This window comes from Streptomyces venezuelae (assembly GCF_008642275.1).
Lineage (GTDB): Bacteria > Actinomycetota > Actinomycetes > Streptomycetales > Streptomycetaceae > Streptomyces > Streptomyces venezuelae_E.
Genome location: NZ_CP029189.1, coordinates 5907691 through 5926740, shown reverse-complemented (window position 1 = coordinate 5926740; position 19050 = coordinate 5907691). Strand labels below are relative to the sequence as shown.

The following is a 19050-nucleotide window of genomic DNA, read 5'->3' as shown; positions in this document are numbered from 1 at the left end:
TCTCGTGGATCCTGAGCTGATCGTGCGGGTCCTCGCCGCGCTCACCGGGGCGATCGGGGTCGCGGTGTGCCTCGGGTACGGGCTGTGGCGGTTCCTGGCGCTGGCGCTGTCGGCCGCCTGGGCGGCTTTCCGGACCGACCCGCCGGACCTGCGGATCGTCCGGTACACGGGGCCCGAACCGGCCCGGCCGGCGTACTGGGCCGGGCAGATGTGGCGGGACGCCGCCTTCGCCGGCCAGGCCGCCGCCCTGACCGTCTGGTACCTGCTGACCCGGCACTGGCTGGGCGAGGTGGTGCGCCGCCGCCTGCTGCGCGGCCGCAACGGGCAGACCGGCGAGCTCGCGGACAACGGGTTCGGCCGGCTGCTGCTGCGGCTCATCGCTCCCGGGACGGCGCTGGCCGCTCTGCTGTCCGCGCTGCTCGCGTCGGTCCTGCTGGCGGGTGTCGCGCTGTTCTTCGCCGTCCAGATCCTGCTGGTGGCACTCGCCGCGCTGGCGGCCGTCGCGGCCGGGCGGACCGCCGACCGGCTGTGGAAGCTGGGCCTGGGCATCCGGATGAAGTGCCCCTACCCCGGCTGCTACCGGCCGTTCCCGCTGGCCGTGCACCTCTGCCCGGGCTGCGGCGCCGCCCACCGCGAGCTGCGGCCCGGCGCCTTCGGCGCCCTGCGGCACGTCTGCCGCTGCGGCAAGGCCCTGCCGAGCACCCTCCTGGCCGGGCGGCGCGGACTCTCCGCCCGGTGCCCGCACTGCGACCGGGGCCTGCCGCCGGCCGTCGGCACCACCCGGGTCGTGCACCTGCCGCTGATCGGGGGCACGTCGGCCGGGAAGACGATGCTGCTGGCGGCCATGCTCGACGGGCTGCGGTCCTGGTCGCACGAGTCCCGGCTGACGGTCGAGTACGCCTCCCCCGACGACCTCCGCGAGGCCAACACCCTGGGGCAGCAGCTGAACCACACCGGGTGGACCCTCAAGACCCAGGGCGGGCAGCCGCGCGCCCTGATGCTGCTGGTCGGGCACGGCCGCCGGCGCCGGCTGCTCTACCTGTACGACCCGATGGGCGAGTCCCTCAGGGACGCCGACACGACCCGCGGCCAGGGCTACCTCGCGCACGCCGACGGGGTCCTGCTGGTGACCGACGTGCTCGCCGCTCCCGTCGTACGCCGTGCCCTGCGCGCGGGCGACACCGAACGGGCGCGGGCCGCCCGGCCGGCCGACCTCGGCCCGGTGGAGACGTACGCGGGGTTCACCGGCGAGCTGCAGGGGCTCGGTGGCCGTCGCGGGCGCCTCCCCGTGGCCGCGGTGGTGACCAAACGGGACGTCCTCGACCAGCTGGACTCGCTGCCCAGGCCCGCGGAACCGGTCGAGGCGTGGCTGGCCGGAATCGGGCTGGACGAACTGGTCCGGGCCCTCGGGCACGACTTCGCGGCGGCCCGGTACTGGGTGGTCAGCGCCCACGCCGCGACCGGTGCGGGCGCCCTGGACAGCGAGCGGCGGCGGGCGGCGGAGCCGGTGCTGTGGCTGCTGTCGCGGACCGGGCTGCGTGTCGGAGGGCTCCTGCAGGACCGGCGGAAGCAGCCGGACGGGCCGGACCTGCCGGGTCCGCGCACCGGTCAGGACACCCGGGCGCCGCAGGCAGCACAGGACTCGCAGGCAGCACGGAAGTCGCGGGAATCGCGGGCCGCGACCGGCGAGGAGAGGAGCAACACCCCATGATGACACCGCAGATCAAGCGGGGCCGACGCATGATGGCGGTCCTGTTCGTGACGGCGGTCGTGATGACGGCGGCCGCCGCGGTGGCGGCGCTGGTGCGGTACATCCCGCTATGGACGAGAAGTTGAAGGAGACACGCGGTGAGTGACATCCCCGGCGGGCCGATGGCGAACCGGCCCGTCCATTTCATCTGGCTGATCGACTGCTCGTACTCGATGCAGGGCGAGAAGATCGGCCAGCTCAACTACGCGATCAGAGAAGCCGTTCCGGAGATGCTGTCCGTCGCGCAGGACAACCCGGCGGCACAGCTGCTGCTGCGCACGATGACGTTCTCCACGACGGCCCGCTGGCACCACAAGGACCCGGTGCCGGTGGAGCAGTTCACCTGGCAGGACGTACAGGTGGACGGTATGACCAACCTCGGCGAGGCCCTGCAGCTCGTCGCGCGCGAACTGGACACCCCGCCCATGCCGCAGCGGGCCCTGAAGCCGGTGCTGGCCCTGGTCTCCGACGGGGTGCCGACGGACGACTGGAAGGCGGGGCTGCGAGCGGTGGACGCGACCCCCTGGGGCCGCAAGGCGGTCCGGGTGGCCATCGCGATCGGCGCGGACGCCGACCGCAACGTGCTCCAGGAGTTCCTGGGCAATCCCGAGCTCCAGCCGCTCGACGCGAACAGCCCCAAGCAGCTGGCGGCGGCGATCCGCTGGGCCTCCACGGCCGCGGTGAAGGCGGCCTCCCAGCCGGTGGCGGGTTTCGGGGACGCGACCGTGAAGCAGCCTCCGTACGCCCCGCCCGTGCTCGCCGACGACGATGACGACGTGTGGTGAGCGAGCCCGTGCGGATGATCCACGGACCGCTGCCGCTCTGGGACACGATCCAGGGCAGCGTCCAGGGCGTGAACAAGGCACGCAACCAGGACCACCACGACGCGGAGGGCCTCGGCACCGCCGCACGGCCCCTGATCATGGCGGTGGCCGACGGCCACGGATCGGCGGTGCACGCGCGCAGTCATTTCGGGTCCCGGTTCGCCGTGGACCTGTTCGTCCAGCAGGCCCGGCTGTTCGCCGCGCTCGCCGAGCCCCGGGGCGGTACGCGGCCACCGAGCCTGGCCTGGCTGATGAACTACGCGCAGTACACGCTGCCGCGCCAACTGGTCAGCGCCTGGCAGGAGAAGGCGCTCGGGCACTGGGAGCGCAGCAGCTCGCCCGGGGAGCCGGGGCAGTCCCCGGCGGACAAGCTGGTGCTGTACGGGAGCACGCTCGTCGGCGCCGTGCTGACCCCCCGGGTCTTCGCGGCCTGGCAGCTCGGGGACGGTGAGCTGACCGTGGTGACCGACGACGGCCGGGTGACCGTACCGCTCGCGCCGGACGAGGCGGATCTCGGCGACGAGACGGAGTCCCTGTGCTCCCCGCAGGCCTGGCTGCGGGTCCGTACGCACTGGGCGCCGGTGACCGCCCCCGCGCGGGCACCGCGGCTGGTGTCGCTCTCCACCGACGGGCTGTCCAAGAGCTTCGCCTCGGACACCGGCTTCCGGCAGTTCATGGCCGGGCTGGACGACCGGCTGTCGGAGGAGGGCCCGGAGTGCGTCCGGGCCGTCCTGCCGGAATGGCTGGCCAAGGCCTCCCGGCACTCGGGGGACGACACCACCCTGGTGGCGGCCTGGCACGCCGACACGGCCCTGACCGGAACCGGCGGGGAGCCGCCCGACGGCGTCGGCGCCGCCGACCCGGCCGACATGACAGACCCGTACAGGAGTGACGAATGAGCGGCATGCTCGACAGCGGTACCCGGCTGACGGCCGAGAGCGGCCTGCCGGTGGAGGTCTTCGACCTGCTCGGCGCCGGTGGCCAGGGGGAGGTCTACCGGGTGCGCACCCCGGCCGGCGACCAGGCCCTCAAGTGGTACTACCCGGCCTGCGCGACGCGGGAGCAGGAGGACATCGTCCGCCAGCTGGTGGACCGGGGCTTCGACGACGACCGCTTCCTGTGGCCCCGGGACTTCGTGGGCGATGGGCGCGGTGGCTTCGGCTACCTGATGGACATCCGCCCGGAGAGGTTCAAGGGCCTGCCGCTGCTCTTCCGCCGTAAGCTGCGGACCACGGTCCGCGCCCTGCTCACCGCCTGCCTGTACACGGTGGAGGCGTACCAGGCGCTGCACTCGCGGGGGATCGCCTACCGGGACATCTCCTGGGGGAACCTGCTCTTCGACCCGGCCACCGGCGAGGTGCTGGTCTGCGACAACGACAACGCGGTGGTCGAGGGCGACAGCACGGGCATCTCGGGGACCATGGCGTTCATGGCGCCCGAGCTGGTGCGCGGCGAGCCCGGGTTCTCCCCGGGCACCCAGAGCGATCTGCACTCCCTGTCCGTGCTGCTGTTCATGCTGCTGATGAACCATCATCCGCTGATGGGCAGGCGGGAGTTGGCCATCCGGTGTTTCGACGAGGCCGCCGAGCGCAAGCTGTACGGGAAGGACCCGCTGTTCCTCTTCGACCCGCAGGACGGCTCCAACGCCCCCGACCCGGTGGAGCACGCCACGGTGCTGGCCACCTGGGCGGTGGTGCCCGACTCCCTGCGCGCCCTGTTCACCAGGAACTTCACACGGGGCCTGCACGACCCGACGGCCCGGGTGCGGGAGTCGCAGTGGCGCGACGCGCTGCGGGCGGTCCTGGACGCGGTCGTGGACTGCGCCCACTGCGGGAAGCAGAACATGACCGAACCCCGGTCGGCCACTCCGGGCACCTGCTGGAGCTGCGGGAACGCCCTGGTGCTGCCGCCCCGGCTGGTGCTGACCACGCCTCCGCCGCGCACCGAGCACCACATCCTGCTGCACCGGTCCTCGCGGGTCCAGGCGCACCACCTGGCGCCCGAGCCGGCCCGGCACGACTACGGCGACGGCACACTGGTGGCGCAGCTGACCGAACATCCGCAGCGGCCGGGGAAGTTCGGGCTGGCCAACCGTTCCGCGTCGGCGTGGACGGGGACCCGCGCGGACGGCAGCACGCAGGAGATCGCCCCCGGGCAGACCGTGCCGCTGCGTTCGGGGCTGGAACTGGACTTCGGCGGCGCGCGGGCCGTCGTACGGGCGAGGTGAGACGGCCCGTCAGCCCAGCAGCCGGCTGATCTCCTGGGCGAGGGCCAGGCCGGTGGTGCCCGCGCCCAGGCCGAGGGTGACGGTTTCCAGCGACCGCCGGATCAGGCCCGGTTCGGCGGCGCGCCCCTCCTGCCCGGCCCGGTCCAGTTCGGCGTGCAGGGCCTGGGCCGCGTCGATCCGCTCCGGCGCGGCCCCCTGCGCCCGCAGCCACAGTGCGAGTTCTGCGGCCAGCCGCAGGGTCTGGCCGGCGGTGTCCTGCTGCCCGACGTTGATCGTGCCGTGGTCCCCGATGTTGTTGGTGCCGGAGACGTTCCCGTGGAAGTTGTAGGTGCTCACGCGTTCTCCTCGTGGTCGCTCAGGGCTGCCCGGCCGGCTTCCCCGAAGGCTGCGCCTTGCCGCCCTGGTTGACGGTGCCGTGCGCGCCGATGTTGCTGGAGTGGATGTCGCCCTGGAACGTGTAGGTGTGGGTGTTGATCACCTGCTGCGCCTGGTCGTAGGAGCTGGTGTCGACGTTGTGGTCCTTCAGGAACCGTTCGGTCGCTATCAGTACGCCCTGCTGGAGGCGCTGCAGGAAGTCCTGGGAGTCCGTCCGTTCGGAGAAGCCCAGCTGGTCCCAGTCGGCGACCCGCTCGCGCAGGCTGTCCACGGCCCCGTAGTCGAAGCGCAGGTGCCGCCGGCCGATGTCACGGCGCAGTCTCTCCAGCGACCGGGCCCACTCGCGGCGCGCCGAGGCCCGCCGGACCAGCCGGCCGGGGGCGCCGAGCAGCGCCGATCCGGTCGTGGCGGTGGTGACGGAGAACAGGCTCCACCAGCGCTCCCAGCCCCCCAGGGGCAGGGTGTGCACCCGGTAGAAGCGGGACTGGAGCGGAGGGATTCCGTACGCCGCCACCTCCCAGGTGAGGCTGGGGTGCTGGAGGCGGGCCCGCAGGTGCATGGAGACGATGACGCGGCCGCCCTCGCCGGTGCGTTCCAGGCTGAGATAGGTGCGCATGCCGGCGCCCGGCTGCACCACGCCGGCCTGCACCAGCTGCTTGGGGATGTGGGCGCGTGGGCGGCTCAGCCGGTCGGGGAGCAGGTCGGGGCCGACGTAGGGGACGTGATCGCCTATCACGTAGAGCCGGTTGCGGGCCCGCAGGCCCTTCAGCCCGGCTATGTGCTCCATCTCGCGGGCGACGAAGCTGTGCAGGTCGACGGCGTCGAAGGGTTTGACGGCCAGTTTGCCGCCGCCCGCCGGGTCCTCGGCGGGCCGGCTGACGTCGATGGGCTGCCAGACCATTTCCTTGATCTTCGAGCCGCTGCCGACGAACGGGTTGGTGCGCTCGGCCCCCGACGCGTACGGGACCACGTTGGCCCGCTTCTGCTCCAGCAGCCGGCCCTCCGCCTCCGCCCCGACGTCCGGTGCGAGGTCCTTGGGCCGCGCCGCACCGTGCTCGACGCCGAGCGCCGCCGTACGGGCCTCGTTCTCGGCCTGGCGGACCAGGACCCAGGCGGTCGCGTACGCGAGGACGAGCCCGGCGCCGGCTCCGAGGGAGAGGGCGGACAGGCCCGCGACCAGGCCGTACAGCGCGGCCGGTACCGCCACCCACACGCCGGCCGCGCAAAGTGCGGCCAGGCGCCGGTCACGCCGGTCGATCCGCCGTACGGAGGCTCGCGCGTGACGGGCCAGGGCCACCAGGTCGACGCCGAGCGAGAGCCCGGTGGCACGCAGCCGGTCCCCCGTGAGTTCCACGTCCACCTCGCGGGCGAAGCCCTCGTCGAGGTGTGCTCCCGCGCACAGCAGCCGGGTCACCGCGTCGTCCCGGTACTGCGCGAGCACCGGTAATGGGCGTGCTGCCATGTCGCGTCCTCCCCCGTGGCCGTGTCGTCTCACCCTATGTAAACGGATGCGGGCTGTCCCGGGGTTGGGCCGGTCGGGGCTCAGCGGCCGGCGACCGCCGGGGCCTGCGCCCTGACGATGAGCAGGTCGAGCAGCGCGAGCAGGGAGGCGCGGACGTCCGTACGCGAGCGGGCGTCCAGCATGAGGACGGGCGTGTTCGGATCGCGCAGGTGCAGGGCCGCTGCGATCTCCTCGGCGGTGTAGGGCTGTTCGCCGTGGAAGCAGTTCGCACCGACCACGAAGGGCAGTCCGCGGCTCTCGAAGAAGTCCACGGCCGGGAAGCTCCGGTCGAGGCGCCGGGTGTCGACCAGCACGATCGCTCCGAGCGCCCCGTTCAGCAGGTCGTCCCACATGAACCAGAAGCGTTCCTGGCCGGGCGTGCCGAACAGGTAGAGGACCACACCGGCGTCGGTGAGGGTGAGCCGGCCGAAGTCCATCGCCACGGTGGTCACCGTCTTGGACTCGATGCCGTCGAGGTCGTCGACGCCGATTCCGGCGGACGTCAGCCGCTCCTCGGTACGCAGCGGTTCGATCTCGGAGATCGTCTCCACGAGGGTCGTCTTCCCGACCCCGAACCCACCGGCGACGAGGATCTTGACCGGGGCCGGTTCCTGCGGGGCGGTCGTGTCATATCCGGGCAAGGCTGTCCCTGATTCTCTGGAGCAGATGGACGTCGGTGGTGTCGGCGACCGCCAGGGGCGGCCGGTGGTGGATCAGCCCGCGGTCGGCGAGTTCGCCCAGGAGCAGCGTCATCGGGGTGAGGCGGATGTGCATCCGCGCCGCGATCTCGGCGACCGCCCGCCCGCCCGGCGGCGCGCACATGGCGAGGATCTCCTGCCACTCGGTGGGCAGCGTCCCGTCCACCTCGCCGTCGGCCGCCGCCGTGATCGTGGTGTCCATGGTGAGGACGGTGTGCTCGGCGGCCGTACGCCCGTCGGTGAGGGCGTACAGCCGCGTCCGGCGGCGGCCTGCGGGCTGTGGTGGCCGTGGCTGTGGCTCGTCCTGCGGCATTACGCGGACGGCTGGCCGCGCTCGGGGGTGCCCAGCCACTCGCCGAGGGCCTGGGCGGTCCGTACGGCCTCGCCGCCCAGCTCCCCGAGGCGGGCCTTGCGGGAGGTCACCACGATGAGCGTGCTGCCCTCGCCGCATCCGACGATGCAGAGGTACCGGTCGTCCATCTCGACCAGTTGCCGGATGACACGGCCGCCGTCGATCTCCCGGGATATCGCCTTCATCGTGGAGGCGATCCCGGAGGCCGCCGCCGCCATGCGCTCGGCCTGGGGCTCGTCCAGCAGGTAGGCGCTGAGCTTGATGCCGTCGTTGGAGAGCAGGACGGCTCCCTGGACGCCGGCGATCCTGCTCAGGTTGTTGTCGAGGACGCTGTAGATCGCGTCGTTGGATGCCGCGGTGTTCGATGAGGTGGTCATGGCTGTTCCCGTCGGAGCTCTTCTTCCACTGTCTGGGTCCCCTGTTCGTAGTCCGCCCAGGCATCGGCCACCTCTTCGGGTGTCGCGGTGTCGGGCCGGACGACGCTTTCCTGCGCGCGGGGCTCGCGCAGCTGTTCGGCGATGTGCGTCTGCGGGACGCGCTCCGGGAGGGCCGGGCGGCCTGCGGGTACGAGTGCGGGCACGGGCGCGGGCACGGCCGCGGACGTGGGCACGGCCGCGGGTGCCTTCACACGGCGGCTCGGCAGCCCGGCGCTCGTGTGCACGACCGGCTCGGGCTCCGGGGCCGGGGCCTCGGCGGGCTCGGGCTCGGAATCCGGGGAGGGCTCGGGCTCGTGCACCGCGGGCGGGGCCGGCTCCGTGACGGCCGGGGCCGGGAGCAGTTCCAGGACCCGGGCCTGCGGCTCGATCTCGCGCGGGGCCTGCGCGCCGGTCGCCACCAGCAGCTGCCCGGGCAGGATCACCACCGCGGAGGTGCCCCCGTACACCGAGCGGCGCAGGGTGACCGTCGCGCCGAGCTGGTCGGCGAGGTGCCCGACCACGAAGAGGCCGAGGCGGTGCGCGTTCTGGGCCAGCACGGAGTACGGCGGGGCCTCGTGCAGGCGCCCGTTCATCTCCTCGTAGCGCTCCGGGCTCACCCGCGGCCCGCGGTCCTCGATCTCGACGGACAGCCCGTCCGTCACCAGCTCGGCGCGGATGACGACCTTCGACTTCGGCGGGGAGAACCGGGTGGCGTTGTCCAGCAGTTCCGCGAGCAGGTGGCTGATCTGGCTGATCGCGCTCGGTTCGACGCTGGTCTCGTCCAGGGCCTGCCGCTCGATGCGCCGGAAGTCCTCCACCTCCGCGGCCGCTTCGCGCAGCAGGTCGGCGACGCGCATGGGCTCGGTGTGCGGGTCGGGGACCTCACCGCCCGCGAGGATGAGGAGGTTCTCGATCTGCCGCCGCATGCCGACCGTCAGCTGGTCGGCCCGCATCAGCTCGGCGAGCAGCGCCTCGTCGTGGCCGAAGGTGTCCTGGAGGTCCTCGGTGAGGCTCAGCTGGCGGCTGACCAGGTTTCCGGTGCGCGAGGCGATGCCCGAGGCGAACAGGCCGAAGCCGTGGCGCTCGGCGGCGAGCTCGCGGTGTCCGTCGACGGACACCGCGACGGCGCGGGCGAAGGCGTCGCTGATGCGCCCGACCTCGTCCCGGTCCCCGGTGACGGCCGGGAGGGCCTCGGGGCCCACGCTCTGGCCGCGCCGGAGCCGGGAGACGACGTCCGGGAGGGTCTCCTCGGCGACGGTCACCGTGCGCTCGTGCAGGTCGTGCAGGCGGCGGAGCACCGACCGGGTGGTGAGGACCACCACGACCACGACGGCCAGCAGCCCTCCGGCGCTGCCCCCGATCAGCCAGGCGACCTCGGTCTGCAGTTCCGCGGCCTTGGCCTCGCCGCGGGCGAGCACCGAGCGGGCCAGGTCGATGTTGAGGGTGGTCATCTGCACGGAGAAGTTGGCGTGCGCGGAGGACCAGCCGTTGACGTCGGCCGGCAGCCGGATGCCCGAGACGATGTCCTTGTGCCCGGAGAGGACGGCGCTCTCGATGCGCGTCTTGGTCTGCCAGTCCGAGGAGCCGATGACGCGCTCGTAGAACCGCTGGTCCCGGGCCGTCAGGTTCGGCACGATCAGCGCCTCGTGCAGGTACCGCTGGGCGCCCAGGGCGCTGACGAACTGGTCGTAGCCGACGAAGCTCAGCTCGCCGGACGGCCCGGCCAGGGCCAGGACGGTGTCCTCGCGCGCCACCATCTCGGTGGCCTGGAGCATCGACACCACGGGACGGCTCGCCTGGGCGAGTTCGGCGTCCTCGGCGTGGCTGAACTCCTGCTGGTACACCTGGATGACCTTGCCGATCACCTCGGAGTAGTAGGCGAGGGTGCTGTCGGCGGCGCCACTGCGGGTGTCCGCGCGCTGCCGGTAGTCGGCCAGCTTCTCCAGTTGCCGGGTCACTTCCGCGAAGGACCGCGAGGGATCGACCGCCAGCCGGCGGAACTCGGCCGCGGCCAGGTCCGTGGCCTCGCGGCGGACGCGCAGTTCGCCCTCCGCCCCGTCGGTGTCCGTCCACCGGGCGGCCGTCGCCGTCCGCTCGGCCTGCATGTCGACCATGAGCGTGTAGAGCGGGGCACCGACCTCTTCGGCGGCCGCCACGTCGGACCGCAGCTTCTCCGACTGGGCCAGCAACCGCTCCGCGGTCACCGCCACTTGGGTGCCCATCGCAACGGTGGGGACCACCGCCAGCCAGATCAGCAGGGTGCGCAGACGCACGGTACGCCGCCGACGGGTCGTCGACTGCCGTCGTATGCCTTCGGGTTCTATGGGAGACATCGGTCCTCGCGAGCGGGGGACGGCGGGAGGCCGATCATAACCAGACATGGCGGAGTTTCGGATAGGTGTCTTCCGAGCCCGAAGCGTGCTAGTTCCGGGAAATCATCGCAGGCCAGAGATCGGATCGGAATCGAACCGCGACGTACCCGACACCAAGGCCGCCCTGTTGTGTTCCGGCCGCCGGTTAACCGGTGGAGGTCGCGGGTGTCCGGTGGCAGGGTGGGGCCCATGCCGTCGCACCACGCCGAGCAGCTGGTCCGCGAGTTGCACGCCTCGCTTGAGCTCCGCAAACGCCCCGAGGACATCGCCCAGCTGATCCAGGATCTGTTCCACGCCCGTCAGGTCGCTCTCGATCCCACCACCACCGAGGCCCTGGAGAAGGCCGCACAGCACTCCCTCCGCAGGCTCTGGCACGGCTACACCTCCATGCGGGAGGGTTTCGCCGCGCCCGTCGGCGCGCAGCGCCAGCTCGCCCGTGCCACGGAGCTGTTCGCGTCCGTCGACGGGCTGCCCCGGGAAGCCGGGGACGATCCCGCCGCGATCGAGGCGGTCGTCCGCCGGGCCGGCGAGGAGATCCACCGGCAGTACGGGGAGAACGACTTCGGCCTGGACCGGCTGAACAGGGCGGAGCGGGCCGAGGCCGGGCTCGGCGAGCTGTCCGGGCGTCAGTACAACAAGCGGTTCCGGCTGCTGCGGCGGATGGAGGCGAAGCTGGCCCGGCTGCTCCACGAACAGCGCCGCCGCGAGGTCACCATGACCGGCAAGGGCGCGCTCGCGCGCACGCTGCCGTACGAACTGTTCTCCGCGGACCCCGACACCGCGGCCTTCATCGCCTACCTCACCGCCCGCGCCCACATGCGCAGCGTCTTCACCAACGGCAGCCAGCGCCGGCCCTACGACGAGGTCGCCGACGCGCTGCTGCGGCGGCTGCGGGCGGCTCCGGAGCGGACGAACTGGTACGCCGTGGCGCACGTCCACCCGACCGCCGAGGTGCTCGGGCACCTGTCCGACCAGGAGCTGATCCGGCTGCTGGTGCGGTGGAACCGCTTCCTGCGCGAGGTGGCCGAGCTGCTGGAGGACGCGTGGAACCGCTCCGGCTTCGAGGCCGCGAGCATGGTGGTGCGGCGGGGCGACGACTCCTCGACGTGGAACCAGGCCGCGCAGGCCTGGGCCACCGCCCGCGCGCACTGGTTCGCCCTGATGACCGAGCTGGGCCAGGAGGAGGTCCTGGACCGGGTCTGCCCGGGCAAGGTGCCGCGGCTGATGGCGGCCGACGTGGCCGCCTGGCACCGCAGGAGCGGCGGCGGGCTGCACCCCGACACGTACGTGTGGGCGGACCTGCCCCGGCCCTGGGAGGTCCTGCGGGGCGAGAAGGAATGCACGCGCCGGCAGGTCGAGGCGGCCTGCGCACGGTACGGCGTGGACCCGGTGGCGGGCGGCTGGACGGCGCCCCGGCCGGCGGCGGTGGCCGTCGGCTTCCGGCGCACCCCGGAACTGGTGCACGGCGTGGCCGTCGCCGACCCGTTGATGGCGAGCGCGATGCGGTCGGCGGGACTCTTCTCGGGCCGGGACCGGCGCGCGGCCGCCGAGGAATGGCTGTGACTCACGGGCCACGAAATCCCGTTGACCGGGACGTCACCGCGTGCGGATGATCGGGGCGGCGGCGAGGAAGCTCTGCGGAGGAGCGCCCGGCTCGACTTCCGGGTGGACGTAGGTTCGAATCCTGCCCTCGCCGCCCTCACTTCCCCCTTCCGCCCTCACCGGCCCGGACGCCTGGACGGGATGCTCATGACCACGCACGAGGAGGCGGACGTGCACGCGGCCATGGTCGCGGCCGACGCCGACTGCTGGGACGGCGGGCAGCCCCGCACGTTCTCCGCGCTGCTCGACTACTGGGGCGAGCAGGTGGCGGGCGTGGAGGAGGGCTACGCATGGTGCCTCGACGACTTCGACTACGAGATCTGGTGCCGGACCGTCCTGGCCCGCGTCTGGCCCCTGCTGCCCCCGGACGTCCGGTCGGCCCGGCAGCCGAGGCTCGACGAGCTCGACGAGCGGTTCCGCGCGGCGACGATCGAGTGGCCCGACCGTGGTGGCGAGGAGCGGTGGTGGCTGTGGCGCTTCCCCCGTCTCCTCTTCGTCGAAGCCGGGGACTCCTACGACGGCGGCTGGCCGGCGGGCTGGCTGCGGATGCCCTTCCCCAAGCCGGACGCAGTCCGGGTCGTCGTCTGACCCCGCACGCACGGTGAGGGTCCCACCGGGCCGGGCGTGCGGGTGCGGGTACGGGTGCGGGTGCGGGTGCACGAGGGCCCCGGAACCCGTCCGGGTCCGGGGCCCAGGGCCTCCCGGGGCGCGGGGCCCCGTCGGCGCGTGTGCCGGTCAGCCCTCCGCCGGGGTCAGGCGCAGGGAGATGCTGTTGATGCAGTACCGCTGGTCCGTCGGGGTCGGGTAGCCCTCGCCCTCGAAGACGTGGCCCAGGTGGGAGCCGCACTTCGCACAGCGGACCTCCGTGCGGACCATCCCGTGCGAGGTGTCCGCGATCAGTTCGACCGCTTCGGTGTCCTTCGGGTCGAAGAAGGACGGCCAGCCGCAGTGCGACTCGAACTTCTCCGACGAGCGGAACAGCTCGGACCCGCAGCCGCGGCAGGAGTAGACGCCCTCGGTCTTGGTGTCCGTGTATTCACCGCGGAAGGCCGGCTCGGTGCCCGCCAGGCGCAGTACCTGGTACTCGGACGGGGTCAGCTCCGCCTGCCACTGCTCGTCCGTCTTCTCGACCTCGTAGGACATGACTCTCCCGCTCCCTCGTACCTTCAGCTCGACAGCCGGGCGAGGATGGCCGGACCGAGGTCCGTGACGTCGCCCGCGCCCATGGTGAGAACGAGATCACCGGGCTTGGCCATTCCCGCGATGGCGTCGGCGACGGCCGCCTTGTCGTGCTCGGCGGTGACGTCGGCCCCCGCGGCCCGGGCGGCCTCGATGATCAGCTCGCTGGTGACGCCGGGGATCGGGTCCTCGCGGGCCGGGTAGATGTCCAGGACCAGGGAGGCGTCGGCGAGGGCCAGGGACTCGCCCATCTCCTTGCCGAGCTCCTGGGTGCGGGAGAAGAGGTGCGGCTGGAAGACGACCAGGATCCGGGAGTCGCCGGCGGCTCCGCGGATGGCCTCCAGGTCGGCGGTCATCTCGGTGGGGTGGTGCGCGTACGAGTCGATCACCTGGACGCCCGCGGCCTCGCCCTTGAGCTGGAGCCGGCGCTTGACCCCGGTGTACTTGCCGAGCGCGCTCGCCAGGTTGTGCGCCGGGATGCCGAGCGCCACGCCCGCGGCGAGGGCCGCGACGGCGTTGTGCGCGTAGTGGCGGCCGGGGACCGAGACGGTGAAGGTGAGCATCCGGCCGTCCAGGACCACGGTGACCTCGCTGGTCAGACCGCGCGGGGCGATCTTGGTGATGCGGACGTCGGCGCCCTCCTCCTCGCCGTACGTGACGACGGTGAGGCCCTCCCGGCCTGCGACCCGGCGGGCGATCTCGGCGGCGCCCTCCTGGCCGTGGGCGACGACGAGGGTGCCGCCGGGCACGATCTTGCCGACGAAGGTCTCGAAGGACTCGTAGATCTCCTCGATGGAGGCGTAGTTCGCGTGGTGGTCGAGCTCCGCGTTGAGGATGATCGCGACCTGCGGGGTGTACTTGTGGAAGGTGCGGTCGCTCTCGTCCGCCTCGGCGACGAAGATGTCGCCCTCGCCGTGGTGGGCGTTGGAGCCGGGGGCGTCCAGGTCGCCGCCGATGGCGTAGGAGGGGTCCAGGCCCAGGGCCGAGAGGGACACCGCCAGCATCGAGGTGGTGGTGGTCTTGCCGTGGGTGCCGGCGACGGCGATCGGCCGCAGCCCGTCCATCAGGGCGGCCAGCGCGTCGGAACGGTGCACGACGGGGATGCCCAGCTCGGCGGCGCGGGCCAGCTCGGGGTTGTCGGCGCGGATCGCGCTGGAGACGACCACGCAGGTGGATTCGGCGGCGAGGTTCCCGGCCGCGTGCCCGCCGTGGACCGTGGCGCCGTGGGCGCGCAGCGCCTCGGCGGTCTCGGAGTCACCGCGGCTGTCGCTGCCGGCCACCCGCGCTCCGCGCTGGGCCAGGATCTTCGCGATGCCGGACATGCCGGCGCCGCCGATGCCGATGAAGTGGGGCCGTTCCATGGCGGTCGGCAGGCCGGGCTTCATTCAGGTCGCTCCAGGATCGTGTTTCTTGCGGGTGCGCGTGAGGCTCTGACTGGCCCCAAGCCTATTCGTTGTGGGCGAAGAGCTTGAGCACGGGAACGCCGACCTTGTGGCGGGCGCGCGAGGCCCAGTCCCGGTGGAAGAACTCCTCCACGAAGTGCGGGGCGGTCAGGACGATCACCTCGTCGGCGTCGTGCTCGTCGACGACGGACTTCAGCTTGTCGAGGGGATGGTCCTCGACGATCTGCCCGACGGCCTTGGCGCCCTTGGCCCGCAGCGCGTTCAGGGAGTGCGCGAGGGCGTGCGCGGCGGGGCCGAGGGCGTCCTCCCCCTCCGGTTCGTCACCCTCCCGGATGGCCTCGGGGAGCTCGCCGAGCGCCACGTCGTCGATGGCGCGCAGCAGTCGGTCCTGGTCGCCCCGGGGTTGCATGAGCACGATGAAGGAGACGGCGTCGTCCCCGTGCAGGTTGGTGACGAAGTCCACGTCCACTCCGGTCAGCGGCTGCTCGATCATCAATACGCTCGTGAACACGGACGCCCTCTCCTTCATGGGCCGAGGCCGGCCGGCCGACCCCTGCGGAAACCATCCTGCCCCGCTGTCGCACGGGGCCCTGTGCAGTCATACCTGCCCAGTTATGTGCCCAGCGGAAGCAAAGCGGAACGACAAATTCCGCGTCTTGTCAGATCCGACGGTAGCTCGTGAAGAGGAACCCGGCCTCTTCCAGTACGCAGGCGGGCGCGAGCCGGTGCGGAACCGTGACGGAGGGGCCTCCTGCGATCCGCTGGGCGCCTCCCGCCACGAGCATCGGGGAGATCGTCAGGCACAGCTCGTCCAGCGCGTCGGCGGCCACGAACTGGCCCAGGAGCCGGGGCCCGCCCTCGGTGAGCTGGCGGCGCAGCCCGCGCGCGGCGAGCTCGCGCACCACCCGGGCGGGGTCCACGCCCGCGCCGTCCCCGGCCACCACGACCTCGGCCCCGGCCCGCGCGGCCTCGGCCACCCGGTCGGCGGGCGCGGCGGCCCCGGTGACCACCAGGGTGGGCACCAGCGGGGAGGTGAACAGGGGCAGCGAGAAGTCCAGGTCCAGGCTGGCGGTGACCACCGCGATGGCGGGGGCCGGGCCCTGTCCGGAGGCGGCGCGGCGGGCGGCGAAGGCCTCCCGGGCGCGGGCCGGCCGGTAGCCCTCCTGGCGAACCGTTTCCGCGCCGACGACCACCACGTCGGCCAGGGCGCGCAGGGTGCCGAAGATCCGCATGTCGGTCTCGCCGGAGATGGGCTGCGAGCGGCCCTCGTGCTGGGCGCCCCCGTCCAGGGTCGAGACCATGTTGGCCCGGAGCCAGTGGCCGTCCGCCTTCAGCGCGGGGTACGCGTAAGCCTCCGCCAGCTCGTCGAGCGTCCACTCCCGGTCGGCCCGGTCCTGGGGCGGGGCGGATGTCTGATCGGTCACAGGGAACAGGCGTCGCATCGGTGCAGTGTGCCACGCCCCGTAGAGTTGAGAGCTGTGTCGACATCTCTCTCCACCTCCGGTTACACCTCGGGCCGGCCCCCCATAGCCGACGCGGGGCCCCAGGCCCTCTGCGCGCGCGAGCCGCGGGTGCCCGCCGAACGGCTGGTGGCCGAGATGGTGCCGCCGCCGCGGTTCGACTCGGTGCGCTTCGACACGTACAACCCGGACCCGACCCAGCCCAGCCAGTCCGAGGCCGTCACCGTGCTGAGCGGCTTCGCCGCAGGGCTCGGCGGCGCGCACGCCAGCGGTGCCGGCAAGAAGCGCTGGTTCTCGAAGAAGCCGGCCGCCCCCGCCGCCCCGCGCGGGGTCTACCTCGACGGCGGCTACGGCGTCGGCAAGACCCACCTGCTGGCCTCCCTGTGGCACGCCACCCCGGCCGAGCCCGCGCTCAAGGCCTTCGGCACCTTCGTGGAGCTGACCAACCTGGTGGGCGCGCTGGGCTTCCAGCAGACCGTGCAGACCCTCGGCGGACACCGGCTCCTGTGCATCGACGAGTTCGAGCTGGACGACCCGGGCGACACCGTGCTGGTGTCCTCGCTGCTCAGCCGTCTCGTCGAGCAGGGCGTGGCCCTGGCCGCCACCTCCAACACCCTCCCCGGCAAGCTCGGCGAGGGCCGCTTCGCCGCCGCCGACTTCCTGCGCGAGATCCAGGGGCTGTCGGCGCACTTCCGGCCGCTGCGGATCGACGGCCAGGACTACCGCCACCGCGGTCTGCCGGAAGCTCCGGCGCCGTTCTCGGACGAACAGGTCACCAAGGCCGCGTACGCCACCGAGGGCGCGAGCCTGGACGACTTCCCCGGCCTGCTCGAACACCTGGCCCGGGTGCACCCCAGCCGCTACGGCGCGCTGACCGACGGCCTCACGGCGGTCTGCCTGACCGACGTCGGCCCGGTGCCGGACCAGTCGACGGCGCTGCGGCTGGTGGTACTGGCCGACCGCCTGTACGACCGCGAGATCCCGGTGCTGGCCTCCGGGGTCCCCTTCGACAGGCTGTTCAGTGAGGACATGTTGAACGGCGGCTACCGGAAGAAGTACTTCCGCGCCATATCGCGGCTCACCGCCCTGGCGCGTGACGCGAAGCCCCTGGTCTCCCAGTAGGTTTGGGGACGCCGGGTCCCTTCGGGAACCCGGCCGTTTCCCACATCTTCGAAGGGATCACCATGGCCACCACGCGTCACGCGCACACCGTCTGGGAAGGCAACCTGCTGGAGGGCAAGGGGCAGGTGACCCTGGACTCCTCCGGCAAGGGCACCTTCGACGTCTCCTGGCCTTCCCGTGCCGAGGCCGCGAACGGCAAGACCAGCCCGGAAGAGCTGATCGCCGCCGCCCACTCCAGCTGCTTCTCGATGGCGCTGTCCCACGGCCTCGCGGGCGCGGGCACCCCGCCCACCCGGCTGGAGACCAAGGCCGACGTCACCTTCCAGCCCGGTGAGGGCATCACCGGCATCCACCTCAGCGTGGAGGGCGAGGTCCCCGGGCTGGACAACGACGGCTTCGTCGCCGCCGCCGAGGACGCCAAGAAGAACTGCCCGGTGAGCCAGGCACTGACCGGTACGACGATCACCCTGAGCGCCAAGCTCGCCTGATCGGCGCCGACCGCGCGAAGGGGGCGCGGGCCGCACGTGCGGCCCGCGCCCCCTTCCCGTACCGGCAGTGCCCCCGTCAGGCGGTCGCCAGCTGCGGGATCAGGCGCATCGCGTTGTCGTGGTAGATCCCCCGCAGCTGCTCCGGGGTGAAGGCCGGGTCGGCTTCGAGAGCGGGGAGCGCCAGGTCCGTGACCGTGTCGGCGGGAGCCGCGGGCCAGTCCGTGCCGAAGAGGACGTGGTCGGCCGGGACGTGCTCCAGCAAGGTCGCGGCGGGCGCCATGGGGCCGGCCGTGTCGTAGTAGAAGCGGCTCAGGTGGTCACGGACGGCGGCGGGCTCGACACGCGGTTCGCAGAACCGTCCGAGGGCCTGCAGGCGCGTGGCGATGTACGGCAGGAAGCCTCCGGCGTGCGGCAGGACGACGGAGATGTCCGGGAAGCGGTCCAGGGTCCTGTGGCTGATCATGTTCACGGCGGCGCGTGTCGTGTCCAGCAGGAAGTCGCACATGAAGTTCGGGATCCCCGGGACCGTCGACCCACCGGGCGGACCCGCCGCCCCGGGCCCGGACGGCGGACCTGACGCACCGGGCCCGGCGGGCGGACCGGACGGGGGGCCGGACCCGGCGGGTGGGCCGCACGGGCCGTCCGGAAGGTTGTGCGGGTGGGTGTCCACCACGGCGGAGAACTCGTTCAGCTCGTGGAACAGCCGGTCGTAGGACGGATCGCCGAGGTAGACGCCCCCGTAGTTGGCCGTCACGTTCACCCCGACGGCCCCGAGCTGCCCGAGTCCGCGGCGTACGGCCCAGGACGAGGCGTCCGGGTCGTCCAGGAACAGCGGCACGTAGTACGAGAACCGTCCCGGGTGCGACTGCGCCACCTCGATCATCGACTGCAGCGTGATGTTGATCGCCTCGCGCAGCTGCGCCGAAGACCGGTAGCGCGCCGGCAGCATCGGCTTGAGGACGGCGGTCGTGATGCCCACGTCGTCCATGAAGCGGATCGCCGCCTCGGTGCCGAGCCGGGACCACGGGGGCAGCCGATCCGGGTGGATCAGTTCGTGGTGCGCGGCCCAGTCGCGCCACTGCGGCGCGCAGAAGTGATGGTGCACGTCGATCTTCGGTTGGACCGCGCGTGCCGCGTCCGTACCCGGCGCGGCGGCGCCCCGCGCGACCCGGATGACCTCGCTGGTGCCCACCGCGGCGATGCGCAGTTCGTCCGCCGGCGTCCCCAGGAGGCGCAGCGCGGAGGTACTCATGGAATCCGTCATGCCGATCCACCGCCCGT

Annotated in this window: 20 protein-coding genes and 1 tRNA gene; 10 read left to right on the top strand and 11 right to left on the bottom strand. The window is 72.7% G+C overall.

Annotated elements, in window-relative coordinates:
• Positions 1 to 4 precede the first annotated feature (4 nt).
• The 5 genes from DEJ51_RS26345 to DEJ51_RS26330 are packed head-to-tail and all read left to right on the top strand — an operon-like array spanning position 5 to position 4801.
• Positions 5 to 1711: a TRAFAC clade GTPase domain-containing protein gene (locus DEJ51_RS26345; RefSeq protein ID WP_190620648.1), complete on the top strand. Its 1707-nt coding sequence runs from the start codon at positions 5 to 7 to the stop codon at positions 1709 to 1711.
• A complete protein-coding gene (locus DEJ51_RS35615; RefSeq protein WP_263411717.1) occupies positions 1708 to 1836 on the top strand; it encodes a hypothetical protein in 129 nt (42 codons plus the stop codon). The genes DEJ51_RS26345 and DEJ51_RS35615 overlap by 4 nt, the downstream gene beginning before the upstream one ends.
• 36 nt (positions 1837 to 1872) lie before the next feature.
• Positions 1873 to 2535 (top strand): vWA domain-containing protein, encoded by a 663-nt coding sequence (locus DEJ51_RS26340; RefSeq protein WP_150262161.1) that lies wholly within the window; start codon positions 1873 to 1875, stop codon positions 2533 to 2535.
• Complete coding sequence (locus DEJ51_RS26335) at positions 2532 to 3473, top strand: PP2C family serine/threonine-protein phosphatase (protein ID WP_223835970.1); 942 nt, start codon at positions 2532 to 2534, stop codon at positions 3471 to 3473. The genes DEJ51_RS26340 and DEJ51_RS26335 overlap by 4 nt, the downstream gene beginning before the upstream one ends.
• Complete coding sequence (locus DEJ51_RS26330) at positions 3470 to 4801, top strand: protein kinase domain-containing protein (protein WP_150260081.1); 1332 nt, start codon at positions 3470 to 3472, stop codon at positions 4799 to 4801. Before DEJ51_RS26335 ends, DEJ51_RS26330 begins: the two co-directional genes overlap by 4 nt.
• Positions 4802 to 4810: 9 nt before the next feature.
• Here the strand turns inward: DEJ51_RS26330 and DEJ51_RS26325 are convergent, their stop codons facing one another.
• The 6 genes from DEJ51_RS26325 to DEJ51_RS26300 all read right to left on the bottom strand — a co-directional run bounded on the left by DEJ51_RS26325 (position 4811) and on the right by DEJ51_RS26300 (position 10416).
• A complete protein-coding gene (locus DEJ51_RS26325) occupies positions 4811 to 5137 on the bottom strand; it encodes a hypothetical protein (RefSeq protein WP_150260080.1) in 327 nt (108 codons plus the stop codon).
• 19 nt (positions 5138 to 5156) lie between these two features.
• On the bottom strand, positions 5157 to 6638 hold the full coding sequence (locus tag DEJ51_RS26320; RefSeq protein ID WP_150260079.1) for a hypothetical protein: 1482 nt from the start codon (positions 6636 to 6638) through the stop codon (positions 5157 to 5159).
• An 80-nt stretch (positions 6639 to 6718) separates the two neighbouring features.
• The gene (locus tag DEJ51_RS26315) at positions 6719 to 7318 is read right to left on the bottom strand and encodes a GTP-binding protein (RefSeq protein WP_150260078.1); all 600 of its coding nucleotides are present in this window, start codon (positions 7316 to 7318) and stop codon (positions 6719 to 6721) included.
• Positions 7305 to 7688, bottom strand: a complete 384-nt coding sequence (locus tag DEJ51_RS26310; RefSeq protein WP_150260077.1) for a DUF742 domain-containing protein — start codon at positions 7686 to 7688, stop codon at positions 7305 to 7307. Before DEJ51_RS26310 ends, DEJ51_RS26315 begins: the two co-directional genes overlap by 14 nt.
• Positions 7688 to 8104 carry a roadblock/LC7 domain-containing protein gene (locus tag DEJ51_RS26305; protein WP_150260076.1) on the bottom strand — a complete coding sequence of 139 codons (417 nt, stop codon included), beginning with the start codon at positions 8102 to 8104 and terminating at the stop codon, positions 7688 to 7690. The genes DEJ51_RS26310 and DEJ51_RS26305 overlap by 1 nt, the downstream gene beginning before the upstream one ends.
• Positions 8101 to 10416: a sensor histidine kinase gene (locus tag DEJ51_RS26300; protein WP_223835969.1), complete on the bottom strand. Its 2316-nt coding sequence runs from the start codon at positions 10414 to 10416 to the stop codon at positions 8101 to 8103. The genes DEJ51_RS26305 and DEJ51_RS26300 overlap by 4 nt, the downstream gene beginning before the upstream one ends.
• A gap of 288 nt (positions 10417 to 10704) precedes the next feature.
• Here DEJ51_RS26300 and DEJ51_RS26295 point away from each other — a divergent pair, with 288 nt between their 5' ends.
• The 3 genes from DEJ51_RS26295 (at position 10705) to DEJ51_RS26285 (ending at position 12705) form a co-directional block, all read left to right on the top strand.
• On the top strand, positions 10705 to 12078 hold the full coding sequence (locus DEJ51_RS26295) for a hypothetical protein (RefSeq protein WP_150260074.1): 1374 nt from the start codon (positions 10705 to 10707) through the stop codon (positions 12076 to 12078).
• Between the two features lie 60 nt (positions 12079 to 12138).
• Positions 12139 to 12211 (top strand) — tRNA-Ser (locus DEJ51_RS26290).
• A gap of 53 nt (positions 12212 to 12264) precedes the next feature.
• Entirely contained in the window at positions 12265 to 12705 is a 441-nt protein-coding gene (locus DEJ51_RS26285) for a hypothetical protein (protein WP_150260073.1), read from the top strand.
• A 147-nt stretch (positions 12706 to 12852) separates the two neighbouring features.
• On the opposite strand, the gene msrB is transcribed toward DEJ51_RS26285, so the two are convergent.
• The 4 genes from msrB to DEJ51_RS26265 form a co-directional block, all read right to left on the bottom strand.
• Positions 12853 to 13260, bottom strand: a complete 408-nt coding sequence (gene msrB, locus DEJ51_RS26280) for a peptide-methionine (R)-S-oxide reductase MsrB (protein WP_150260072.1) — start codon at positions 13258 to 13260, stop codon at positions 12853 to 12855.
• A 23-nt stretch (positions 13261 to 13283) separates the two neighbouring features.
• A complete protein-coding gene (gene murC, locus DEJ51_RS26275; protein WP_150260071.1) occupies positions 13284 to 14681 on the bottom strand; it encodes a UDP-N-acetylmuramate--L-alanine ligase in 1398 nt (465 codons plus the stop codon).
• A gap of 61 nt (positions 14682 to 14742) precedes the next feature.
• Complete coding sequence (locus DEJ51_RS26270) at positions 14743 to 15210, bottom strand: indole-3-glycerol phosphate synthase (RefSeq protein WP_150260070.1); 468 nt, start codon at positions 15208 to 15210, stop codon at positions 14743 to 14745.
• 148 nt (positions 15211 to 15358) lie between these two features.
• A complete protein-coding gene (locus tag DEJ51_RS26265; RefSeq protein WP_150260069.1) occupies positions 15359 to 16141 on the bottom strand; it encodes a pyrimidine reductase family protein in 783 nt (260 codons plus the stop codon).
• Positions 16142 to 16225: 84 nt separating this feature from the next.
• Between DEJ51_RS26265 and zapE the strand changes: the two genes are divergently transcribed.
• Complete coding sequence (gene zapE, locus DEJ51_RS26260) at positions 16226 to 17281, top strand: cell division protein ZapE (RefSeq protein ID WP_373038751.1); 1056 nt, start codon at positions 16226 to 16228, stop codon at positions 17279 to 17281.
• Between the two features lie 62 nt (positions 17282 to 17343).
• Complete coding sequence (locus tag DEJ51_RS26255; protein WP_150260067.1) at positions 17344 to 17769, top strand: OsmC family protein; 426 nt, start codon at positions 17344 to 17346, stop codon at positions 17767 to 17769.
• Positions 17770 to 17845: 76 nt separating this feature from the next.
• Here the strand turns inward: DEJ51_RS26255 and DEJ51_RS26250 are convergent, their stop codons facing one another.
• Positions 17846 to 19021 carry an amidohydrolase family protein gene (locus tag DEJ51_RS26250; protein WP_150260066.1) on the bottom strand — a complete coding sequence of 392 codons (1176 nt, stop codon included), beginning with the start codon at positions 19019 to 19021 and terminating at the stop codon, positions 17846 to 17848.
• Positions 19022 to 19050: the final 29 nt, after the last annotated feature.